Source organism: Candidatus Poribacteria bacterium (assembly GCA_009839745.1).
Taxonomy (GTDB): domain Bacteria; phylum Poribacteria; class WGA-4E; order WGA-4E; family WGA-3G; genus WGA-3G.
In genome coordinates, this window is record VXPE01000093.1 from 1 (window position 1) to 21,151 (window position 21,151).

Annotated in this window: 15 protein-coding genes and 1 tRNA gene; 12 read left to right on the forward strand and 4 right to left on the reverse strand. The window is 47.3% G+C overall.

The features are described from left to right. The 5 genes from F4X88_14865 to F4X88_14885 form a co-directional block, all read left to right on the forward strand. Nucleotides 1-233 (forward strand): T9SS type A sorting domain-containing protein (locus tag F4X88_14865; protein MYA57569.1); only part of this gene is annotated, 233 nt, incomplete at its 5' end. A 350-nt stretch (nucleotides 234-583) separates the two neighbouring features. Beyond that, on the forward strand, nucleotides 584-973 hold the full coding sequence (locus tag F4X88_14870) for a hypothetical protein (protein ID MYA57570.1): 390 nt from the start codon (nucleotides 584-586) through the stop codon (nucleotides 971-973). Between the two features lie 402 nt (nucleotides 974-1,375). Beyond that, nucleotides 1,376-1,867: a type II secretion system protein GspG gene (gene gspG / locus F4X88_14875; protein MYA57571.1), complete on the forward strand. Its 492-nt coding sequence runs from the start codon at nucleotides 1,376-1,378 to the stop codon at nucleotides 1,865-1,867. A 216-nt stretch (nucleotides 1,868-2,083) separates the two neighbouring features. Continuing rightward, nucleotides 2,084-3,088: a hypothetical protein gene (locus tag F4X88_14880; GenBank protein MYA57572.1), complete on the forward strand. Its 1,005-nt coding sequence runs from the start codon at nucleotides 2,084-2,086 to the stop codon at nucleotides 3,086-3,088. Between the two features lie 99 nt (nucleotides 3,089-3,187). Then, nucleotides 3,188-4,606 (forward strand): aldehyde dehydrogenase family protein, encoded by a 1,419-nt coding sequence (locus tag F4X88_14885; GenBank protein MYA57573.1) that lies wholly within the window; start codon nucleotides 3,188-3,190, stop codon nucleotides 4,604-4,606. Nucleotides 4,607-4,725: 119 nt separating this feature from the next. Here the strand turns inward: F4X88_14885 and fusA are convergent, their stop codons facing one another. Then, a complete protein-coding gene (gene fusA, locus F4X88_14890) occupies nucleotides 4,726-6,798 on the reverse strand; it encodes an elongation factor G (GenBank protein MYA57574.1) in 2,073 nt (690 codons plus the stop codon). 427 nt (nucleotides 6,799-7,225) lie between these two features. Between fusA and F4X88_14895 the strand changes: the two genes are divergently transcribed. From F4X88_14895 to F4X88_14910, 4 genes are all read left to right on the forward strand, one after another. Beyond that, nucleotides 7,226-7,594 (forward strand): DUF423 domain-containing protein, encoded by a 369-nt coding sequence (locus tag F4X88_14895; protein ID MYA57575.1) that lies wholly within the window; start codon nucleotides 7,226-7,228, stop codon nucleotides 7,592-7,594. Between the two features lie 166 nt (nucleotides 7,595-7,760). Continuing rightward, nucleotides 7,761-8,435, forward strand: coding sequence for a DUF1080 domain-containing protein (locus tag F4X88_14900; GenBank protein ID MYA57576.1), 675 nt, complete (start codon nucleotides 7,761-7,763; stop codon nucleotides 8,433-8,435). Nucleotides 8,436-8,504: 69 nt separating this feature from the next. Continuing rightward, nucleotides 8,505-9,356 (forward strand): hypothetical protein, encoded by an 852-nt coding sequence (locus tag F4X88_14905; protein MYA57577.1) that lies wholly within the window; start codon nucleotides 8,505-8,507, stop codon nucleotides 9,354-9,356. Then, nucleotides 9,329-10,207 (forward strand): LamG domain-containing protein, encoded by an 879-nt coding sequence (locus F4X88_14910; protein ID MYA57578.1) that lies wholly within the window; start codon nucleotides 9,329-9,331, stop codon nucleotides 10,205-10,207. Before F4X88_14905 ends, F4X88_14910 begins: the two co-directional genes overlap by 28 nt. A gap of 18 nt (nucleotides 10,208-10,225) precedes the next feature. Here F4X88_14910 and pbpC read toward each other — a convergent pair whose 3' ends face one another. The 3 genes from pbpC to F4X88_14925 form a co-directional block, all read right to left on the reverse strand. Then, entirely contained in the window at nucleotides 10,226-12,784 is a 2,559-nt protein-coding gene (gene pbpC, locus F4X88_14915) for a penicillin-binding protein 1C (protein MYA57579.1), read from the reverse strand. Further along, nucleotides 12,781-18,444, reverse strand: a complete 5,664-nt coding sequence (locus F4X88_14920) for an alpha-2-macroglobulin family protein (protein MYA57580.1) — start codon at nucleotides 18,442-18,444, stop codon at nucleotides 12,781-12,783. Before F4X88_14920 ends, pbpC begins: the two co-directional genes overlap by 4 nt. Before the next feature lie 281 nt (nucleotides 18,445-18,725). Beyond that, nucleotides 18,726-18,798 (reverse strand) — tRNA-Pro (locus tag F4X88_14925). A gap of 75 nt (nucleotides 18,799-18,873) precedes the next feature. Between F4X88_14925 and F4X88_14930 the strand changes: the two genes are divergently transcribed. Genes F4X88_14930 through F4X88_14940 form a run of 3 tightly spaced genes read left to right on the forward strand, consistent with a single transcriptional unit; the run spans nucleotide 18,874 to nucleotide 21,151 of the window. After that, nucleotides 18,874-20,313, forward strand: a complete 1,440-nt coding sequence (locus F4X88_14930; GenBank protein MYA57581.1) for an aldehyde dehydrogenase family protein — start codon at nucleotides 18,874-18,876, stop codon at nucleotides 20,311-20,313. Nucleotides 20,314-20,351: 38 nt separating this feature from the next. Next, nucleotides 20,352-21,008 (forward strand): hypothetical protein, encoded by a 657-nt coding sequence (locus F4X88_14935; GenBank protein ID MYA57582.1) that lies wholly within the window; start codon nucleotides 20,352-20,354, stop codon nucleotides 21,006-21,008. Then, entirely contained in the window at nucleotides 20,999-21,151 is a 153-nt protein-coding gene (locus F4X88_14940; protein ID MYA57583.1) for a hypothetical protein, read from the forward strand. The genes F4X88_14935 and F4X88_14940 overlap by 10 nt, the downstream gene beginning before the upstream one ends.

Sequence of the window (21,151 nt, forward strand, 5' to 3'; positions counted from 1 at the left end):
ACGAGTTGGCGACGGATACGGATGTGCGGATCACGATCTATGCCGCGAACGGTGTAGTCGTCCGGACGTTGCAGTTGGGTCAGCAGTCGGCTGGCTACTATACGGATCGTGAGCATGCGGCGTATTGGGACGGTCGGAATGCTTCTGGTGAGCAGGTGGCGAGTGGCGTGTATTTTTACCAGTTGGAAACGGACGAAATTTCGTCACTTCGCAAGATGGTAATATTGAAATAAGATTTTTAATTATACTTTGCAGGTCGATTCGGCGGGTTTGATGAATGAAGGGTTGCCTCTCCGTATATCCCCTCTCCATTTCATTACGAGCTATGCGCTTGGCTGGAGGGAAGAGGGCAGATGGGAAGATTCGCAACCCTCCTGCTTCCATCCTTCCCTCTTTCTTCTCTTGAATACCTCTGCTTCAGCGGGTCTATTTTCTTTGACTTTTAACCGTAAATACGGTATCCTAATTGTGTCAGTGATGGGGTTGGGATTTTTCACCCGCGACACATGGTCGCCGAGCCACCCCGATCTTGCTGAAAACAGGTTTCACTGACATAACCACCGAAAGCAGAAGGAAATACAGAATGAAAACGATCCTTTTTCTCGCGATCCTCTGGTGTGCAATTTCACTGCCAGCCCTCGCTGAACTGACACCTGAAGATCTTGATAAAATTCGTTTGATCGTCAAAGAAGAAGTCGATCCCGTAAAGAGAGATGTCGCCATCATACAAGGTCAACTTCAAGGCATTGACAAACGCTTCGATGACGTTAACAAACGCTTCGATGACGTTAACAAACGCTTCGATCATGCCAACAATTACACGTATGCCCTGATCGCACTCATTGTTATTGCCGTTGGGATTCCACAAATCATCATCGCTTCGCGCTGGCGAAAGGATGTTCAACTCGAAAAACAGATGCAAACGCTCACCCAGCGGCTTGAAACACTTGAACAGCAACGCATTGTGCCATGAGCAGGACTTACGCAAATTGTGTAAAAAGGCAATAGATTTCACCCAAAACACAATGGAGTTAACCCTCTAAATCCCCAACCCCCCATATCCCCTCTTATCAACGGGGTAGAAGAGATGAAGGAAGGCGTGGTGTGAAAACCGCGCCTTTTTTCTTATTTTCCGAAACGCGATTTTGTTTAAAAGGTTGACACAATTCGAGGGCTGTGATACACTTAAAAAATGGCTGTCAGCTGTCGGCTGTCGGTTATAGTAAAACCCGTAATTACCTTTACACTTTTTTGCATCGGCGAGGTTAGGAAACCTCGCCTACCGGGGGCAGAAGTGTAAACTTATTTTCAAAATCTACTATAAGAGGCTTTTTAAAGGGTCTTAAGAGCACCCGCTGATGGAAACCGAAAGTCGATGGCCAATTTGCTATGTCAGATTAGCGGAGGAAAATGCGTGAAATCAATCGATTCTAAACAAGCAGGATTAACGTCCATACAGATCTTAGTTGTTGTCATCGTTCTGGGAATTGTTGCGGCTGTCCTTTTGGCACCTCGGTTACTCGGACAAGCCGGTCGGGCTTTACAGGCACAAGCCGCGGAGGACATTGAAACATTGGGTATCGCTCTTGATAGATACGCCAAAGATAATGGCGATTATCCCTCGACTGAACAGGGCTTAAAGGCACTTTGGGAGATACCTGAAGCACCCCCAATACCTATAAACTGGATAGAACCCTATATTCAAATCCCAATCACCGAAGATCCGTGGGGAAATCCCTATGTCTATGTTCGCCCCGGTAACCACGACCGATACGGATACGATCTCATCTCTTTCGGCAGTGATGGCGTTGAGGGTGGGACAGGTGAAGCGGAGGATGTCGTGAGTTGGATCCGGCGTGATGAGTAATTTTAATTTTTCCTTGCGGTTCGGTCAGGATGGCTGCAGGTTTGAGGTGCCTCCTCATCTATCCGCACTCCGCTTCGCTACGTGCTACGGTTTTGTTACTAACGGGTGAAAGGACCTACGAAGAAACACCCAAGCAAAAACCCCCTACGCGATCTTGAACTATACTAAGAACCTGCGTGTCAGCGGAGCATACGTCAGGAGCCCATAAGTAAAAATATGAAGATCACTCAGATTGACGTTATCAAAATAAGAGTGCCGTATCATGAAGGCATTTATGAACTCATGACCCGTCGTAATCTTTACCAGATTGATTACGTCTACAAGGTACACACCGATGTAGGGCTCGTCGGAATTGGCGATGGAGCACTTCAGGCAGATGAAGTCGTTCAACGCTATATCGGTAGAAATCCATTTGAGTTCATAAATGGCTGGGCACCCACGCCCCTCCAACAGGCTTTTTACGACATTATGGGGAAGGCGCTTGGCGTGCCGGTGCATCAACTTTTAGGTGAGAAGGTACACAGCAAAACGCAATTCGGCTACTGGTCGATTGATATGACCCCAGAAGAATGGGCAGCAGAAGCACAGCACGCTTATTCGCTCGGCTACCGGCTCCACAAAATCAAGGCCCGTCCGTGGTTTGAAGTGCTTGAGCAGGTAGAAGCAATCACGGCAGTTGTGCCAGATGATTATAGACTCCGCGTCGATGCAAATGACTCGTTTGAAACCCCAGGGCGGACCCTCGAAGTTGTGCGTCAACTGCAAGATTACAATATAGAGTCATTTGAAACCCCGATTCCACAAGCCGATATTGCCGGATATAAAGAGATTAAACGACACACCGATATGCCGATAACTATCCACTTCGGCACCCCCGATCCAATCGAAGCGATACGGGCAAATATGAACGATTCATTTATTATCGCTTACCCCGACTCACGCGCTGCCAATGCTATACAGGAGGCAGTTATTTCAAATGCTGCGCATCTCCCTGTATGGATACAAATTGTCGGGCTCGGCATTACGACCTGTTACGTTATGCACCTTGCAGCAGTGATGCCGAATGCAACCATGCCTGCGATTACGCTGAATGCTTTGCGGGCTTTTGATCTGGTTACACCGTCAACGATTCCGCTTGTGGATGGGTACGCAACTGTTCCAGATAAACCGGGATTAGGCGTTGAATTGGACGAGGATGCCCTTGATAATTGTCGCTTATAGGGAAAAATAAAATGGGAGTGCGAATTTAAGAAACGCATGTCAAAGTCCAGACGCACATCGTTTAACCGCAAGGTATAATTAAAAAGGAGAAAAAGCATTATGCAAATGCACGTAGGTGGAGAATGGATTGATAAATCCGATAAAATTGATGTCCTGAGTCCCTTCGACGGTTCAGTTGTTGACACCGTTCCGAGAGGGGACGCAGGCGACGTTGAAACCGCTATTCAAACCGCGGAACGTGGCGCGAAGATCATGGCAGGGATGACCGGCTATGAACGCTACGAGATTCTGCGTAAAGTTGCGGACTTGATGGTGGAACGGGCAGGCGAACTCGCCGAGGTTATCACTCGCGAAGAGGGAAAAATCCTCGCCGAGGCGACAATTGAAGCAACACGCGCCTCCGAGATTATCGCCCTTTCTGCGGAGGAGGCGAAACGGTTAACGGGTGAAACCATCCCCCTTGAAGGCGCGCCTGGTGTCAAAGACAAACTCGGCTTTACAGTCCGCATGCCGTGTGGTATCGTCGCCGGTATTAGTCCTTTCAACTTCCCACTGCACCTTGTTTGCCACAAAGCGGGTCCCGCAATCGCTGGTGGAAACGCTATTATCATCAAACCCGCGACGGATACACCGCTCTCCGCCCTGAAACTGGTGGAACTCTTTCTGGAAGCAGGGACACCGCCTGAGGCGATTCAGTGTGTCACAGGTCCCGGTGGCGAAATCGGGGATACACTCTGTGCGGATCAGCGCGTCCGAAAGATTACCTTTACGGGTAGCCGTGATGTCGGCGAGCATATCTGTAAGGTCGCAGGGTTAAAGCGTGTCACGATGGAACTCGGATCGAATTCACCGCTCATTGTCATGCCCGATGCGGATCCCGAAAAGGTCGCGAAGGCAGCGGCGGCATCCGGTTATTCTAATGCAGGGCAGGTCTGTATCTCAACGCAGCGCGTCATCGCGCATGAAAAAATCTACGGTGATTTCTTAGATGCATTCCAGTCAGAGGTCGCTCAAATCAGCACTGGCGACCCCCTCGCGGAGGGAGTACGGATGGGACCGATGATTCGAGAAGGTGATGCCACGCGTGTTGCCGAATGGATTCAGGAGGCTGTCTCGGATGGAGCGGAGCTCCTGACCGGTGGCGATAAGCAGGATCAATTTGTTACGCCTGCCATCCTTGCCAACGTCAAACCGGAGATGAAGATCTCCTGTGATGAGGTCTTCGGACCGGCTGTCGGTGTAACGCGCGTCAACGACATTGACGAAGCGATCGCCCTCGCTAACGATACGAACTACGGATTGAGTGCCGCAATTTTCACGCAGAACGTCGATTGGGCGATGAAGTTTGTCCGTGAAGTCGAATCTGGCAACCTGATGGTGAACTGGGGCACGCAATGGCGGGCAGATCTAATGCCGTATGGTGGTGTCAAAGAGAGCGGTATGGGCAAAGAGGGTCCGAAATACGCCATAGAAGAGATGACCGAATTGAAGATGGCAATCTTCCATTTGGATAGCTAATCGCGAGCATCGAATTTAAACGCAAACCCGCTGTTGATACAAATCAGCAGCGGGTTTATCTTTTGTCTCTATATACGCTCTGGAAGGAAGCGGAAACCTACGATGCGATTTCCGGTCGTCTACTCTTCCTCTTCGGTTTTCGAGGCAGCGATGACCTTCTGCGCAACGTCATCGGGTGTGATCTCGTAATGTGAGAACTCCATGATGAAGGTGCCACGCGCACTCGTCATCGACTTGAGATCGATCGAATACCGGAGCATCTCCGAAAGCGGGACGTTTGCTTGAATGACCTGCTTTCTTCCCATCTGTTCAACACCCATTACCTGGCCACGCCGTCCGTTCAAATCGCCGATAATGCTGCCCATAAACTGTTCAGGCACTGTAATCTCGACGCTCATGACCGGTTCAAGCAAACATGGATTGGCTTCTTCGGCGGCAGCAGAAAAGGCGATAGAACCGGCGATCTGGAACGCCATATCCGAAGAATCGACAGGGTGATACTTTCCATCATAGAGGTCAATTTGGATATCGACAATGGGAAAGCCTGCCAGTAAACCTCTGTCCATCCTCTCGCGGATGCCTTTTTCGACAGCCGGAATATAGTTGCGTGGGATCGCGCCGCCGACGATGTTGTTAACAAACTCAAAACCATCACCGCGTTGCAAAGGGGCAAGATTAATCGTGACATCGCCGAACTGTCCTCTTCCACCGGATTGACGTTTATGTCTACCTTGGACGCCTTGGACTCGCCTGCGAATTGTTTCCCGATACGGCACTTTTGGCGGTGAGAGTTCCGTTTCGACACCGAATTTATCTGCCATTCGTTCCCGGTTAATGTTAATGTGCAGGTCTCCGAGTCCGGAGATGAGAAGTTGTTTCGTAACTTCGTTCCGCTCAATCTTAAACGTCGGATCTTCTTCGGACATCCGGGTGAGTGAGGTCATCAGCTTTTCATCATCACCTTCGCGCGTCGGGTGGATGGCGTAGGAGATAACGGAGTTTGGGAAATCAACGCCTGAAAGTTGAAAGGAGGCATCTCTGTCACAGAGCGTGTCCCCAGTCTGGGTCGCAGCGAGTTTCGTGAGTGCGCCAATGTCGCCTGCTTCTACCTGTGGTGTATGGATTGCCTCGTTACCGTTCATGAATGCTGTTTTTCCGAGGCGTTCAATTTGTCCTCGCGTCGAATTACTGACCTGAGTATCCCCTTGTAATGTGCCGGAGTAGACACGGAAGAAGCTCAATTGTCCTGCAAACGGGTCGGCAATCGTTTTGAAGACAAGAGCGGACATCGGGGCATCCAATGATGGTTCGCGACTCTCCTCTTCATTCTCTGCAGATGTAACTGCGCCTACGTTGACCGGAGATGGGCAGCCAGTTAACAGTGTATCCATCAATTGTTGCACGCCGATATTGTTCAAGGCAGCACCGCAAAGCACAGGGGTAAACTGATTCTCGAAAATCCCAAGTCGCAAACCGTTCTGAATCTCTTCGTCCGATAGTTCACCTTCAAAAAACTTCTCAATGAGTTCATCGTCGCTTTCTGCAGCGACTTCGACAAGTGCTTCGCGAGTTTCTTCAACCTCTGTCTCCAAGTCTGCGGGTGTTTCGGCTTTTGCAGCGCGCTTGCTTCCATCGGGTTGCAAATAAGCCGCCATCTGTATAACATCGACAACACCGGCAAACTGGTCCTCTTTACCGATTGGGAGTTGAATAGGGACCGCCCGAGTCTCTAAAATTTCTTCAACACTTGCGAGTGCATTTTCAAAACTGGCGTTCTCTTTATCCATTTTATTGATAAAGATGAGGCGTGGCAATTCGTATTTGTCCGCGACCTCCCACACCTTTTCGGTTCCACCTTCGACACCGGTTGTTGCATCCACGACGACAACAACAGCGTCGACGACTCGGAGGACACTGTGGAGGTCGCCATAAAAATCTTCTGCCCCCGGGGTATCAATCAGATTTAGTTTATGTCCTTCCCATTCTGCGATACAGACTGAACAGTTGAGAGTCGTTTTGCGTTCAATCTCGTCAGCGGCATAGTCAGCTACAGAAGTTCCACTATCGACAGCCCCCATTCGCTCAATGGCACCACCGTTGTAAAGCATCGCTTCAACGAGTGATGTTTTGCCGGCTCCTGAATGCGCGATAATTGCAATGTTTCGGATCTGGTCTGTTCTGTATTGTTTCATACGTCCAAAATTTTCTCCTTTTACTATTAGCCACACGGAATAGAGCGAGCTACGCCGTTTAAAACTAAATCCTAACACAATATGGCAAAAATGTCAAGAAAATTTTTAATTTTCCTTGCGGAGGAACAATGGGCGTTAAGACTATAACGTGCGTTCCTTAGATCCGCCTGCGTGTTTTTGCTTGGGGTTTTTGATAGGGTGTTTCTGCGTATTTCTGCGTATTGTTGCAGGCTCACATTTTTGACACTATGTCTGATCAAGCAAAAACACCTGACATAACGTGTCGGATTTAAGGTATAATTAATTCAATTCATTATGGAAACTGTTCTCTATAAAACTAAGTCAAGCCCGTAGGGGTTGACGGCTCTGGAGAAATGAACTTCAAAGTTCAAACTTCCGTGCCTTATCCGCAAGGTAAATTAAAAATATGCAAAACTTTTTCTTCGCATTGGGTTCAGGTCTGAGTCTATTGGGTGTCGTTTTTGGAGCGTTTGGGGCACACGCGTTGCGGTCAAAACTCTCACCGGAGATGCTTGAGACGTTTGAAGTCGCAGTTCGCTATCAGATGTATCACAGTCTCGGCCTGATTGCTGCGGCGTGGGCGGTATCACAGTGGCAGAACCAACTCACGACGGCATCGGGATGGTGTTTTTTGGCAGGTATCCTGATCTTTTCGGGGAGTCTTTATATCCTTAGTCTCACAGGCATTCGCTGGCTCGGCGCAATTACGCCCATCGGTGGGTTGGCATTTATTATCGGTTGGGGCTGCCTGACTATCGCTGCGATTCGCGGGTAAAGCGTCTGTGTTTCAGTCTGTTTAGGGTTGACAGTTGTGACATGTTGGTGTAAAATAATGGGAACGAAAAGAACGTGACCTATCCACTTTGGGACGACCGCGAGCGTCTTTAACTCGAGAAACGGGATATTCGATGCTCCGGCTATAAATCTAAGGAGAATCTCTCATGAGAAAGTTGAATATCCAATGGGTTTACGCGTGTATTTGCTTGGGCTTTATGCTGATTGGGCATACCGCACAAGCGATTCGTTACGAGTTTGATAGTGACAAAGAGATTGCGGATTGGGAATTGGGACCGCAGGCAACCGCAGCGGTGAAAGACGGTATGCTTGAACTCACCGTTGCCGGTGGTCAGAATTCAGGTATCTACTTTGGGGAAGAAAACTGGACGGATTACCGAATGGAAGTCAAGGCACGAAAAATTAATGGCCCCTATTTCCATCTGTTCGTTCGGACGCAGGAACCCGCTGTAGATTTCTATTTCATGGAAATCAGTTACAACTCACATACAACTTCGGTTTTCATGTTTCAAGGCGGTGCTGCGAATGAGATTACCGGCGGTCCCCGCCCGAAACGTCCCGATTCAAAGGACACCAAAGGTGGCGATTCATATACCATCGTTTTTGAAATAGAAGGGGAAACCCTCAAAACTTACATTGATGGAAAACTGATGGTTGAAACCGAGGATAAAACCTACGATAAAGGGCGTCCCGGTTTAGGCGGTAGGGATTCAACCGTTGCGTATGAATATGTTGAGATTAATGGTGAGGGCATTCCGCCAACCGCAGTTGAACCTGCTGACAAATTAGCTACGCTATGGGGTGAATTGAAGAGTAAGTGAACTAAAGTGGTTAGCTCGTAATGAAATTATGCCTTAAACCGCAAGGTATAATTAAAAAAGGAGGAAAAAGTGTTCAAGAAACTGAGTATTCTTGTTTTTGTAGTTCTGGTTTCCGGTCAAGTGGAAGCTAATTACAATTTTGCGCTTCACACCGATTCGCACCCTTGGGCGCGTGAAGACCCAAAAGGGGCTCAAGAGGAAATTGATGCCTTGATTAAGATTATTGATAACAAGGTAAACCTGACGGCTTTTGATCCCAAGGATATTAACGGATTAGGAGAGTGGGTCAAGGCACACACAGAAGGGGGTGGGAATACCCTGATTCTGACCGGTATCACCCCTTCAACGATTTATCCGATCAATAACGGAAAGCCTGATGGCTCGCCGCTTGAAGAGTTCCTTGATGCTGGCAACACGATTTTCAATACGGGTGAATACACCTTTTACACATCGGAAGGACCCGATGAAACGAACGGACAAGCTGCACTACCCAATATCATTGACGTTCCAAAAGCGTTCGTGTGGATGAATAGAGGTCCAGACGCTTGGGCGGCTAATCCCGTTGAAATGACCCCGACACAGGAAGGTAAAGACCTTATACCGAGCCTGAAAAAGTATAATACGTCTTATCCGTTCCATCTTGACGATTACGACAGAAGCCCTTGGGAGTTAGAGATCGCGCTTGCTGAGAATGATGATGCAGATCCGCGGGTTGACCCGGCTGTGCTATATAACAAAGACACCGGGGGCCGCCTCGGCATTTTCGTCCAGACCTATGTAGGGGATGTACCACATCCGGGTGTCTCATGGGGTAATATTATGGGTGAATTCATCGTTAACTATTACCTACCAGAGGTTTTATCGGTTGAACCGACCGGTAAATTAACGACAACGTGGGGAGACCTGAAATCCTCAAAATAGCCATTAGACAATTGGAGGAAAAGTGTGAGGGTGGCACTACAGACGGGCATGTCTATGTGCCGCTTTCACACACAATAAAGATGAAAAAATTAACATATCTTTTAGCAGTTGTAGCGTTCTTAATGAGTTGTGTACTCGCGCATGCAGTCGATCCAGATAAGGATTTACTTATCTATCTACCCTTTGACGAAGGTCAGGGTAATAAAGCGGAAGATGTTGGGCCGAATGGATTCGTGGGTGATATAAAGAACGCAAAATGGGTAGAGGGTGTCTCAGGTCAGGCACTCCAATTTAAGGGGGGGAGTGTTAACTTCGACCCACTCAAAATTGATCAACCCGAGGAAATGACGATTGAGTTTTGGTTTAAACCGGACGAGAAAATTGACAGTGGTGCCCGAATTGATCTGCTCTATCGTTTGCAAGGGGGTGGACGCCCTCATGTTACGTTCAACCGTGGTGGCATTTTATTCGGGTACTATTTTGCGACGCAAGGTGTCGAATTACCGATACACACGACTTATGATGCGTTTGAATCGGAATGGTATTACTTCGTTGGGACACAGAGCAAAAAGACCGGGTGGATGTATATCAACGGAGAACTTGATGCTGAGACGGAAGCCGGTGGAGATGCACGCATGGATTTCGGGACCCAAGGGATGTGCATCGCCGCGAGTCAGGGCAACGCCAACTTCTTCAACGGTATGGTTGACGAATTTAAGATGTGGAGTGTCGCCTTCACTGCTGACGATGTTAAAAATAGTATGGAAAAAACCCTTGCTGTGCAAGCGGAGGGTAAATTGACCACGACGTGGGGTAAAATTAAGTCTGGTTCTGATGGAATCAGGTTTTAAGCGTCTTACCTAACACGCCTACCGAATCACCGAAATATGGAGCGGACGGGTTGCTGAGCGACCCTCCGCATCCACGCACGTTAGCACGTGTTTCCCTCTCGTAGGCGTAAGCCAGTATTGCTCTCCTGCATTTCCTTGAAAAATTAACTCACCATCCAAAAACCAGAACAGATCTTGGGTTCGACTGGAAGCCGAGGCGGTCAATCGAATCTTTTGATTTTCCAGTGACACCCCTTCCCGAATGTAATAGGTAGTATCTTCTGCTGGGGACAAAATAATCGGGGCATTCCCTGAAATTGTGCCGGTACACAACGGATTGTGCGCCGGTAGGACAGACACAGCAAAACCATTCTCTGCCAACCACGTCGCCGCATCGGCGGGCCACTCCTCAAATATTTTTTTAGAGGGTCCAGTTGACCCATCATTATTTCCCCAACAATGAGAACAGAGACTGTATCCTGTCGATTCGTCAACATAGATAGGTTTATGAATCGTGCAAACCGTTACAGACGAAACACCAGGTATATACACGTCCTCCTTATGGGTGGGACAGTGCGGTGAAACCGGTGCACCACTCAGGGTACACACTTGTCGTGTTTTCAATTGTTCTGGTTTGGTAAACCAGTGGTGTGTGTCTTGTCCTGTCAAGGCAGTGAAGAGCGCGAACAGGATCGGAGTTGCTGCATCTGTGCCGCTCAGCATGGGTGTTCCCTTTCCATCGAAATTACCGAGCCATACACCGATTGTGAAAGTAGGCGAGTACCCGATGCACCATGCATCTCGGTGTCCATAAGATGTCCCAGTCTTCCACGCAATCTTTGGTAGGTTCATTGTCCTTTCAAACGCTTCTGGATTTTTAACCGTGTTGGTAGGCAGTTGTGAGTTTGTTAACATCTCGGTTATGATGAAGCTGGTCTCTTGTCGGAGTAAACGTTTGGAATAGTTTTCAGTTTTCGGTTGATGAGGCTTTGTCAGTTGATAAGGTCCAAATTCTCCCATATTTGCCAGTCCAGCATAAAGTGTTGTCAATTCGAGTAGATTCACTTCGCATCCGCCGAGAACCATGGAGAGTCCGTACTTCTGAGCAGGCGCGAGTGTAGAGATACCGGCTTGTTTGAGGAAGGCGTGTAGCGTCCTATTTTTCAAGCGTGCATTAAGACTAACGGCGGGGACATTGAGAGAACGTGCGAGGGCTTGACGGGCAGTGACGTAACCGTTATATTTCCCATCATAGTTCACCGGTGTATAGTCAGCATAGGTAACAGGGACATCGAATAACAATGTTTCAGGTGTAATCAAGCCCTCTTGCATTGCCAGGGCATAGACGAAAGGTTTGAGTGCAGAACCTGGAGAACGCGGGGCGAGCGTTCCATTTATTTGTCCTAATGCCTTCCGGTCGAAAAAGTCGTGGGAACCTACCATTGCTAAGATATGACGGTTTTGGGTATCCATGACGATGATTGCGCCTGTGCTGGTGCTATGAGACCCGCGCAAACTCGGTTTACGCGCTGCGTCCCCCAAATATTCGCTAAGGAGGCGTGCCGCAGTATCTTGAACCTTCGCGTCTATGGTCGTGTGTATCCTGCCATTTGTTGTCCGTGAGTGGGAGGGGTTTCTAACCCCGAATTTCTTCCGGTTTTCTTTAATCAATAGGCGTGAGAGGTGTGGTGCTTTAAATGGAAGTGGATAGCGTTTGTGCGGAATCGGTTCTTGGACTGCCTCCTGCCACTGCTGTTCGGAAATTTGTCGGCGTGCAAGGAGACGATTCAGGACTTTTTCGCGCGCCTTTCGGGCGTTTTCCGGGAACCTGTCAGGGCGTAAACGTTCTGGAGCGTTCGGAATGGCGGCGAGAAGTGCGGCTTCTCCAAGACTAAGCGTATGCTGGGGTTTGTTGAAGTAGAACCGCGAGGCTGCCGCTGTCCCGACTATATTCCCACCATACGGGAGCATGTTGAAATAAAACGTTAAAATCTCTGATTTGGAATAAGCGTGTTCAAGTTGAAAGGCACGGAACATCTCAATGAATTTGTTCGGAATGTTACGCGCCTTAGGTTCCATCAATCGAGCGAGTTGCATGGTGATGGTTGAACCCCCGCGAACAACTTCACCCGCTTTCAAATTGTCATAAATGGCTGTGGCAATCGATATAGGATTGATACCGTAATGATAGTAGAACCATCTATCTTCTGATATGAGTATTGCTTGGTGGAGTAAGGGGGAATAGGTATCGGTTGTTGCATTTGTCCCGTAGTGAGAATTTTGGGTTAAAGAGGGGGCTGATTTATTGAAAATCTGTTGTGATTGATAACTAAATCGCCACATGCCATCGTCGGCTAAAAATGCTCGAAGCCACTCACCGTTTCTGTCCAACACAATCTGAGATACAGGTGGATGGAGACGTGCTTTGGGTAGGGGGAAACACCAGTTTGCGAGCATAAAAAGGATGACAATCAACAAGAAAGATAGCATTACAGTCATCAGTCTTCCAAAGAGGGGGTGTCGGTTAGAAGAGGGGTTTGTTAGACGAAAACCTCTTAACTGAAAACTGAAAACTGAAAACTGAAAACTATTCATCATTCTGGGACCACTGTAATGCGCATACTACCCGTTACAGCGGATTTTGTTGTATCGTACATCGCCTCGGCGGCAATGGGAGGTAAGGTAAATTCGCCTTGTGTGACGGCGCGTAGCGCGTAATAGAATTTACGTTCGCGTTGGCGAGTGAACGTGCCGAAGAAGATGAGCCTGTCATCGCGAATATCGATATAATCCGGTTTGAAATCTTGTGTTTTCAACCATGAAATACCTGCTCGGGATTCTAATCGCGGATTCTCAATTTCGAATCCCGTAGGCAACATATCTACGACGACAACGTTTTCAAGGTTGGCGGTGAGAGCTTTAACGTTTATCTCAGCGATGATGAGTTCGCCGTGTGCAAAGGTGCCTGTCCGTTCTTCACCGTCTTTGTTAAAATAGCGTCTGCGAACCTGTAATTCGTGCTCGTATTCTTCGATGAAGGAATCGCGTTGGATGCCAAACGCGCTCCAATAATAGTAGCAACTGCCCTCACCTTTAACAGAAAGTTGGACACGCATCCCATCCCACATTTTATCGGTATAACGGGTCTCCGTTGCGTCGAAGTCGGCGAAATGTTCGCCATTAAGCGTTAGGGTCCCCGTGTAATTTCTATCCATCTGTTTCTTCAGAATCTTGCCGAGTGCCAGAAACGCAAAGGCGTTTTCTTGTGTTGTTGCCCATCGGTTCCGCTCAGCTGCTGCAGCACTTAGGTTTTGGACGAGCATTGGGATTGACGGGTGGTTTTTGTTAACTTCAGCAAGAACGTCTAACATGATGGCTTGGGCTCGAATAGGGGAATCAAGCGTTCCGCCTGTCTCGCGATGTCCGTTGCCTTTATTAAAATTGGGTGATACTGACACCGGTAGCATTGACAGGGCGGTTTCCAGTTCGCCGCTGAGAGCGAACGCGCCTGCGAGTTGAAAGTGGCTATAATCGCTAAGTCCGCTCAAGCCTCTGTTTTTCAGATAGTGCATCGTGCCTCGGTCGGGATGTCCAGCAGCAGCTAAGACGTAAGCGGCATAGGTTGCTAATGAAATCTTTTTTCTGATCTCTTGTGCTTCGTTTTCTGTGTTTAGCGAGAATTTCGCTTCCGTTCTTAAACCTTCCAGCATTGCGTCATAAACCCGGTCTGAGACCTCGTAGCCTGCCTTTCGTGCCTCGACGAGGAAGTGAGACGCATAGATACTGCTCCATGGGTTCACGTAGGTGCCACCGGGCCAATAAGCGAAACGATCGTCTGACTTCAACATACTTTCGATTTTCGTGATACCCGATGTGATGTAGTGATCCACCGAGTCTTCTGCTGCCAGCATCGGTTCGACACTTCGCGCCAAACCGTTGAAGTAAAGCAGCGGAAAAACCTTGCTCGTTGTTTGTTCGAGACAGCCGTGCGGGTAACGTATAAGGTAACGCAGACTGTCCGCAAACCTAATATTGGGGAACGGAGATAACGTGAGACTAAACTCTGACGAATCGGGTATTAAATTTGATGGGAAAATAAAATCAACAGGTTCACCTGCGCGGACCACTCCCTGTCCGGTTTGTGTGACAGGTGGTGCCACGGAACGCAGTGGGATTTTAACGTCTAATTGAGTTGTTTGTGTCTTACCGTGCGCCGAAAGATTGAAGTTGGCTTCCCCGATTGCGTCCTGAACGAGAAGATCGAAAAAAACTTGTGCTTCTGCGCCTGCGTCGACCTTCTGGTCTATACTGAGTTTGTCTGCTGTATATTGGCTATCGGAAGCCAGCGGAGGTTGTTGATCGCTGGCTATTGATGGATCATTATTGGCAGCCGTTGCTGAAAGGAGTTGCACATCGCCTGATGCTTGCAATTCGACCGTAAATTCCTCTTCCGCGCCCGTGCCGTTAAAGAGGGTGACCGGGACACGAACCTTATCACCACCCGCAAGGAATCGTGGAAATGTCGGGGTTAAGACAATAGGTTCGCGGACAGTCAGATGCGCTTCTGTGCCACCGTAATCGCCATCTGCGAATGCGACTGCCATCAACCTGAGTGTCCCATTGAACTGCGGGATTTTGAATTGAACAGTCCCGCGACCCTTTCCATCGGTTTTCACGAATCCTGACCAGAGTGAAATCGGTTTTACGCGCCGGATGCTGCCTGTGCTCAATCGCTTCCGCAGTTCCGCCTGTCGTGTCGTGGCTGCATCTCCCCCCGTACTTGAGTTGTCGATAACATTTGCGATTTCGGGGAGGATCCCACTATACACGTCGAAGGAGCGCGTCTTAAGCCCACGCTGTCTATAGAAGTAAGCGTGTGGGTTGGGTGTTTTGAAATCGGTTAACGCGAGGATCCCTTCATCAACGGCTGCGATACAGACATCATATTTTTGCCAAGAACGTCTACCGTGAACTTGGAACGCTATAGTCACTTCGCTATTCGGTAGGACTGTCGCTGCGCTTTCTATATTCTTTTCTGGACTGGCGAGTGGAATCTTCTCCATATCACCAGCATCGTTTCCCTGATTGAGCGACATTTCTATCGAGAGCTGTCTCCGTGTTTCATCTATTTTGAGTGGAATTACCCCAAACGCCCGCGCCGGAAGCGGCGATTTCTTAGCAGTTGTAGGAGGGGTTTGTAACCCCGATTCCATCGGGATGGCGCGCGTCAACGTCGCAGAGAGATACACATTCGGTCTATAGGCATAACGGATTGGGATTGATAAAGTTGTGGTGTTATTTTTCATCACGATTGTCCGGTAACTCAACACCTTTTCCCGTTCGATCGTCAGCAGGAGTGTGCCCGGAAACGGTGCCTTAACATATAGTTTTGCTGTTTGCCCCGGACGGTAAGCAGGCTTATTAAGCGTCAGTTCCAGTCGAGTGGGATGTTCCATAGAAACTGGAATGTTTCCCCATCCGCTGACATAAAATCCGAGTTCTGCCGTCGCTGTCGAGGTGATGTCCTCAAGACGGACGCGGTATTCACCATAATCTGAGGGCGTTAAGGTCACCGTCTGGACTGTTTCTGCTGAAGTTAGTGTGACCGTTTCCACTTCTGTTGTTTGAGGTTCCGAGACGTACGCATAGCGCCCGGCACCGTTCTGACGGAGTATCGTGTTCCAGTGGACTTTGTGGAGGCTGAGTTTGAGGTCTCTTCCGGGTGCAACTGCCATTGTATCGTTAACAGCAATGTAATCGAATCGGAGCGGTTGGTTGATTTTTACATCCCCGGTCTTTGTGCGTCGGAGTCCAACGTAATGCGAATACGGATGGATTACAACGCTGTGAGAAGCGGTGACGGCTCTGCCGCCGACTTCGCTAACGGTCGCTGTCAGCGTGCCGTTTAGCAGAGAAGGTGCTTTCAGCGTTTCAGGGATCGTGAATTGATAGGACGCTTTACCCGCTGCATCAGTTTTAACTTCTCCCAATCCAATTCTTTGTTTTTCAAAATTGGAACGCGCATTCCCAAAGACAAACGAGTTCCACTGTGTTGCACTTGCGTTGGCTGCTGAATTTACAAACGAGACTGCTTCCAATTCGCAGGCAGCTTCCACCGTGCGACCTACTGCTGGGGGACCGAATAGATTGATAGCGGACACTTCAATGCCGAGTTCCTCTCCAAGTTTATAAGTGGATTTATCCGCTGTTACAGCGACTTTTATCCGATCAGGCATGAATTCTTCGACCTGAAATTGGACTCTTCCAACGACCCGATCAGCGATCCGCATTTTGGCAATATAATTACCAGTCAAGGCGTAGGTAGGGATAGGAATTTCCACATCGCAGGCACCGCTTTTGTTTGTTTGTAGTCTTAAATCCCGCATAATTCTGCCGTTTGGGGAGAGCACTTCAATCCTGGCAGGGATCGGTTGTGGTGTTACCTGCTTTGGTCCTCGAACAATTCCAGCAAGTTGGACGGTTTCACCCGGACGATAGACCCCTCTGCTTGTGTAGAGGAACGCTTCATAACCTTTTTGCAGGTAGGCAGAACCGGCAGTATTAAAATCTGCTGTTGCGATTTCGTGTCGGTTGAGTTGAATGAAGGCGAGATCGTCCCGTTTCGCGGCGGTGATCATAAACGGTGTGAAATTTTCAGTCTTCTCCACAACGTCTGTGAACTGGATGTATCCTGCCCAGTTGGTTGTCCCCTCGAGGAGCGTTTGGTTATTATCGCTAATGAGTTTAACGCGCGCCGCTGGGACTGCCGAACCCGTCGCGAGTGATTTCACCCAAACGTATAGGTTATCTTCTAAGCGTTTGGCAGTGATCCCCAAGTCTGTGATGAGCACCCATTGATGTGCACTATCCCACTCCCGCTCCGCGTTTCGCGCCACGACCTTGAAGATGCCGACATGTTCGTCTGAGAGATATTCTTCCAAGGAGATAGGTGTTGTTACTTCTTCGTTCAATTGCGACGGAATATCGAGTTCTTCTGTCCGAATCGGTTTACCTAAGTTTCTGCTCCAGCGACTCCATCGTTCTAATTTTGATATGTAGATAAGGTTGTTCGCGAAAACTTTTTCGATATTGAGTTTCACGCTTTTAACATTGATTGTTGCGAGACCTAAGTTCAGATGCCCCTTTCTCGCGAGGAAGAACCCGTCGCCAAGGAACCGAAGTTGGGGTCGGATATCTGGGATTCTGAGGCGCGTCTTGTAATCTTGTTTTAAAACGGCATCGTTTCGGGCTGTGAGACCGCGTCGGATCTTTAGCGTGTAGGTAGTGCGCCGTTTGAAGTTGCCGTGAATCTGCACGTTTCGATAGTCGGATGTCACTTGATGTGCTACTGCGGGGGTCAGTTCTATGTACGGCTTGATGGCATCGCTGAGTACCGGCGCGCTGAAGCTCACTGAGATATATGGAGTTCCATCACTTTCCCAAACGTCAGCGTATGTCACACCGAGTGTGCCTCTGCCTCGGAGTATTACCGGTGTAACACTCGCTTTTTCTAAACCAATTTTCCCACCCGTACATTTGAACCCTTTTTCAATCTTAATCTTTATCTCTTGATCTGCGTTGCCGCGTTTTATACGTTTCGTCTCGAATGTTACCGTCCGTGCTGTTGCTGTGTTGGTTTGAATCTGGTATGGAATTTCTGTTTCGTCGTCCAGTTCAATAGAGAGGTGCGCCTTTAAATCGACAATGGTTATAGGATAATTAAATGCTATCGTCCCGAAACCTGTTGCGTGTTCGCGGGCATCATTGGCGGTAAATTCCATACGTGCCTGCTGCACTGCAAAAGGATCCGTAGCAAATTTAAACTCTTTTTGTCCAGTGAGTAGAAAGGTCTCAGATGGGTTAAGTTCTGGTGTGAGTTGAACAGTATATTGTGCAGAGGGTGCTAAAGGTGCGTCTAAAAAGAAGCCGACTCTGTCCCGCGCGATCCAACGGGCAGAGCCTTGGACAGCTGGTGTGAACCGAAGTGCCTCTGCTGGAACTTCGGTCCCGACACGCGACTTATCAATAACCGCTTCCGAGAACGTAATCGACAAATCAACCCATTGTGGAACCTCACCTTGTGGGCTGAAGGTCTTGACACTGTATCGTGTCCGAGCACGCACCGTCCCCTGGACAATATAGACGATGCAGGCAGCAAGGAGTAAGGACATGAGTCCGATCACGCCGATTAAGCTTTTTAAGAGCAAATTTCGACTTCCGGGTTTCGCCGAAAGATTTGTGGAGAGTTTGGCTGCCATCAGACGCACCTCCTGTGCTTCTGAAGATTCTGTCCTTGTCAGTTTTCTATTCGGGGCAATTTAAGCGATCATTCCGCCTTTTTCGTATATAAAGATAACATACTTGATATTCAGTTGTCAATGCAAAAGTATCTAAAGAAATGAGGAACATACTGAATAAAATAATGGTGGTAAATTGGTTCTATCCCCATTATTTTCTTGACAAATAACTGGATTTATGGCATAATTGATATAGTTAATCAAATACAAAAAAGATTAGCAAAAACCGCCGAACATCTGTATGCAGCAGTTGGGACTCGAACCCCAAACTCCCGCTTGCCAAGAACGGTGTTTTACCCGTTAAACTACTGCCCCATATTTTGATGTTCGGACGGCATTAAAATTCTATATTAACCGCCAAAAATTTCCAATTTTTTATAAGGAGCTCTCATGAATAAAGAATTAATTGAGAAAATTCAAGAGGTTTTTGATTTTCAGAAATCTCACTACTCGCCTGCAAAAACGCCTTCCTATCAACTAAGGATAGATAGATTAACAAGAATAGAACAGATGTGTAGAAAGCATGTGAAAGAAATAACTCAAGCTTTACAACAGGACTTTGGCACTCGACACCCTGATTTAATCTTCCTTGCTGATATTTTCCCGCAAATTTCACACGCCAAATATGTGAAAAAACATTTGAAATCATGGATGAAAAAAGAAAAAACATCATCCGGACTCTTGGCTTTCACAGGACAGAGTTCATATTTTGTAAATGAACCCTTGGGTGTTGTGGGTATCATGTCGCCGTTCAATGCACCGGTAAGTCTTGCTTTAGATCCAGCAGTGGATGCTATAGCGGCTGGCAACAGCGTGATGATAAAAATATCAGAAAGTACGCCTGAAACAGCAAATCTTATGAAAATATTGGTGAATCATTATTTTAATTCAGAAGAAGTGGTCGTAGTAACTGGCGATTCTGAGGTATCAAAATTCTTTGCGTCTTTGCCATGGGACAAATTTGTATTTACCGGTGGCTCCGAAGTCGGCAAACATATTTTGAAAGCTGCTGCGCAAAATTTAACGCCTGTATTACTCGAATTAGGCGGTAAATCGCCATGTATAATTCTGGAAGATGCGGATATACCGGAAGTGGCACACAAAATTATGAAGGTTCGACTTATGAATGCGGGACAAGTCTGTATTTCTGGCGACTATGTGATGTTACCAAAACAGCATTTAGATGATTTTATTCAAAGTATATTGGAAAGTGCCAAAGAAACATATCCAAATATCATTGACAACGAGGATTTTACATCCGTTATAGATAATCGTGCCTATGATAGAATCACTGGATATATTGATGAGGCGATAAACGAAGGCTGTAGGGTTATAGAATCTAATCCTATGAATGAAAATGTGCCGGACAGAAAATCAAGGAAAATACCGTTAACTCTTGTTATTAATCCATCTCAACATTTACAGGTATGCGAAAATGAAATATTTGGACCGGTGCTTTCTGTCTTTACCTACGAAAGTTTAAGAGATGCTATTCAATATATTAATTCTAAACCTAAGCCGCTTGCACTTTATATTTTTGGCAAAAATAAAACCGAAATTAATCAAGTGATAAATAACACATCAAGTGGCGGTGTCACCGTGAACGATTTGTTAATGCACGCGGATTCTAAAGAAATGGGTTTTGGCGGTGTGGGTTATAGCGGCATGGGTCGCTATAAAGGCGGACTTATAGGTTACAAAGCTTTTTCAAATCCAAAATCTGTTGTTGAACAGGGATTCTTACGAAGATTTACAGAAAGATTTATACCACCCATGAAAAACGATACTGCCAGAAAAATGTTAAGAAATCAGGTAGGTGTTAAATATTAACCAGTTGACAAATGAATTTAATTATTGAGGGGTAACCAATGTATAAACAAATGGGTTCTATATTCAGTTTGTGCATCGCGATATTAATGATTTGCAGTCTGTTCGCGACAGCCTCTGAAGAAGCCAAGAAAAGCCCGATTAAAGTCGGTGGTGCCATGCGTGTTAACTATGCCTATGGTTCTTATGGCGATGAGGATCACCCACATCCAAGAGGTGAGAAAATAGGTGATGTTGACCTTGAAATATTTCGGCTCAATGCTGATTTAGATTATAAAAAACTCAATGGCCGACTTGAATATCGCTGGTATGATGCCTATAGTATGATTCATACCGCATGGTTGGGCTATAAACTTAATAATTTAGGCTCAGTTAAGGCAGGTATTGTTCGAGTGCCTTTTGGCCCGACCGCCTATGGCGTATCTACCAGTTGGTTCTTCGATCAGCATTTCTATGTTGGACTTGCTGATGATATGGACTTAGGTATCAGATGGACCAACTCTTTTGATAAACTCACTTTGGACCTCGCTTATTATCCTATGAGCGATCCACAGGTGATTCAATATGGTAGTCTGGCAAGTTCACGCTATAGTTATGATATTGTCAAATGGGAAGAGAAGGCTGATTCAAAAGGAAATGTGGAATGGGGAGCCGGTGAAAATGGGTATGACGAACAACATCAGTTGGTATCAATGTAGGCATTAAGAGATTAAGCCAAGTTAACATTGTTCTGGCGTTTATATTGCTACTAACTGTGATATGCTTAGGACCGACACTCTATATTTTTAACCCAAGTTGCCAGTTAGTAATGAGTTGTAAATCCATGGGATATCCTTTATAG

Coding starts and splice junctions, on each gene's coding strand:
- fusA (MYA57574.1), bottom strand. CDS start 6,798: ATGAAACAATACAGAACAGACCAGATCCGAAACATTGCAATTATCGCG.
- F4X88_14900 (MYA57576.1), top strand. CDS start 7,761: ATGAGAAAGTTGAATATCCAATGGGTTTACGCGTGTATTTGCTTGGGC.
- F4X88_14870 (MYA57570.1), top strand. CDS start 584: ATGAAAACGATCCTTTTTCTCGCGATCCTCTGGTGTGCAATTTCACTG.
- F4X88_14895 (MYA57575.1), top strand. CDS start 7,226: ATGCAAAACTTTTTCTTCGCATTGGGTTCAGGTCTGAGTCTATTGGGT.
- pbpC (MYA57579.1), bottom strand. CDS start 12,784: ATGATGAATAGTTTTCAGTTTTCAGTTTTCAGTTTTCAGTTAAGAGGT.
- F4X88_14880 (MYA57572.1), top strand. CDS start 2,084: ATGAAGATCACTCAGATTGACGTTATCAAAATAAGAGTGCCGTATCAT.
- F4X88_14930 (MYA57581.1), top strand. CDS start 18,874: ATGAATAAAGAATTAATTGAGAAAATTCAAGAGGTTTTTGATTTTCAG.
- gspG (MYA57571.1), top strand. CDS start 1,376: ATGGCCAATTTGCTATGTCAGATTAGCGGAGGAAAATGCGTGAAATCA.
- F4X88_14885 (MYA57573.1), top strand. CDS start 3,188: ATGCAAATGCACGTAGGTGGAGAATGGATTGATAAATCCGATAAAATT.
- F4X88_14920 (MYA57580.1), bottom strand. CDS start 18,444: ATGGCAGCCAAACTCTCCACAAATCTTTCGGCGAAACCCGGAAGTCGA.
- F4X88_14935 (MYA57582.1), top strand. CDS start 20,352: ATGTATAAACAAATGGGTTCTATATTCAGTTTGTGCATCGCGATATTA.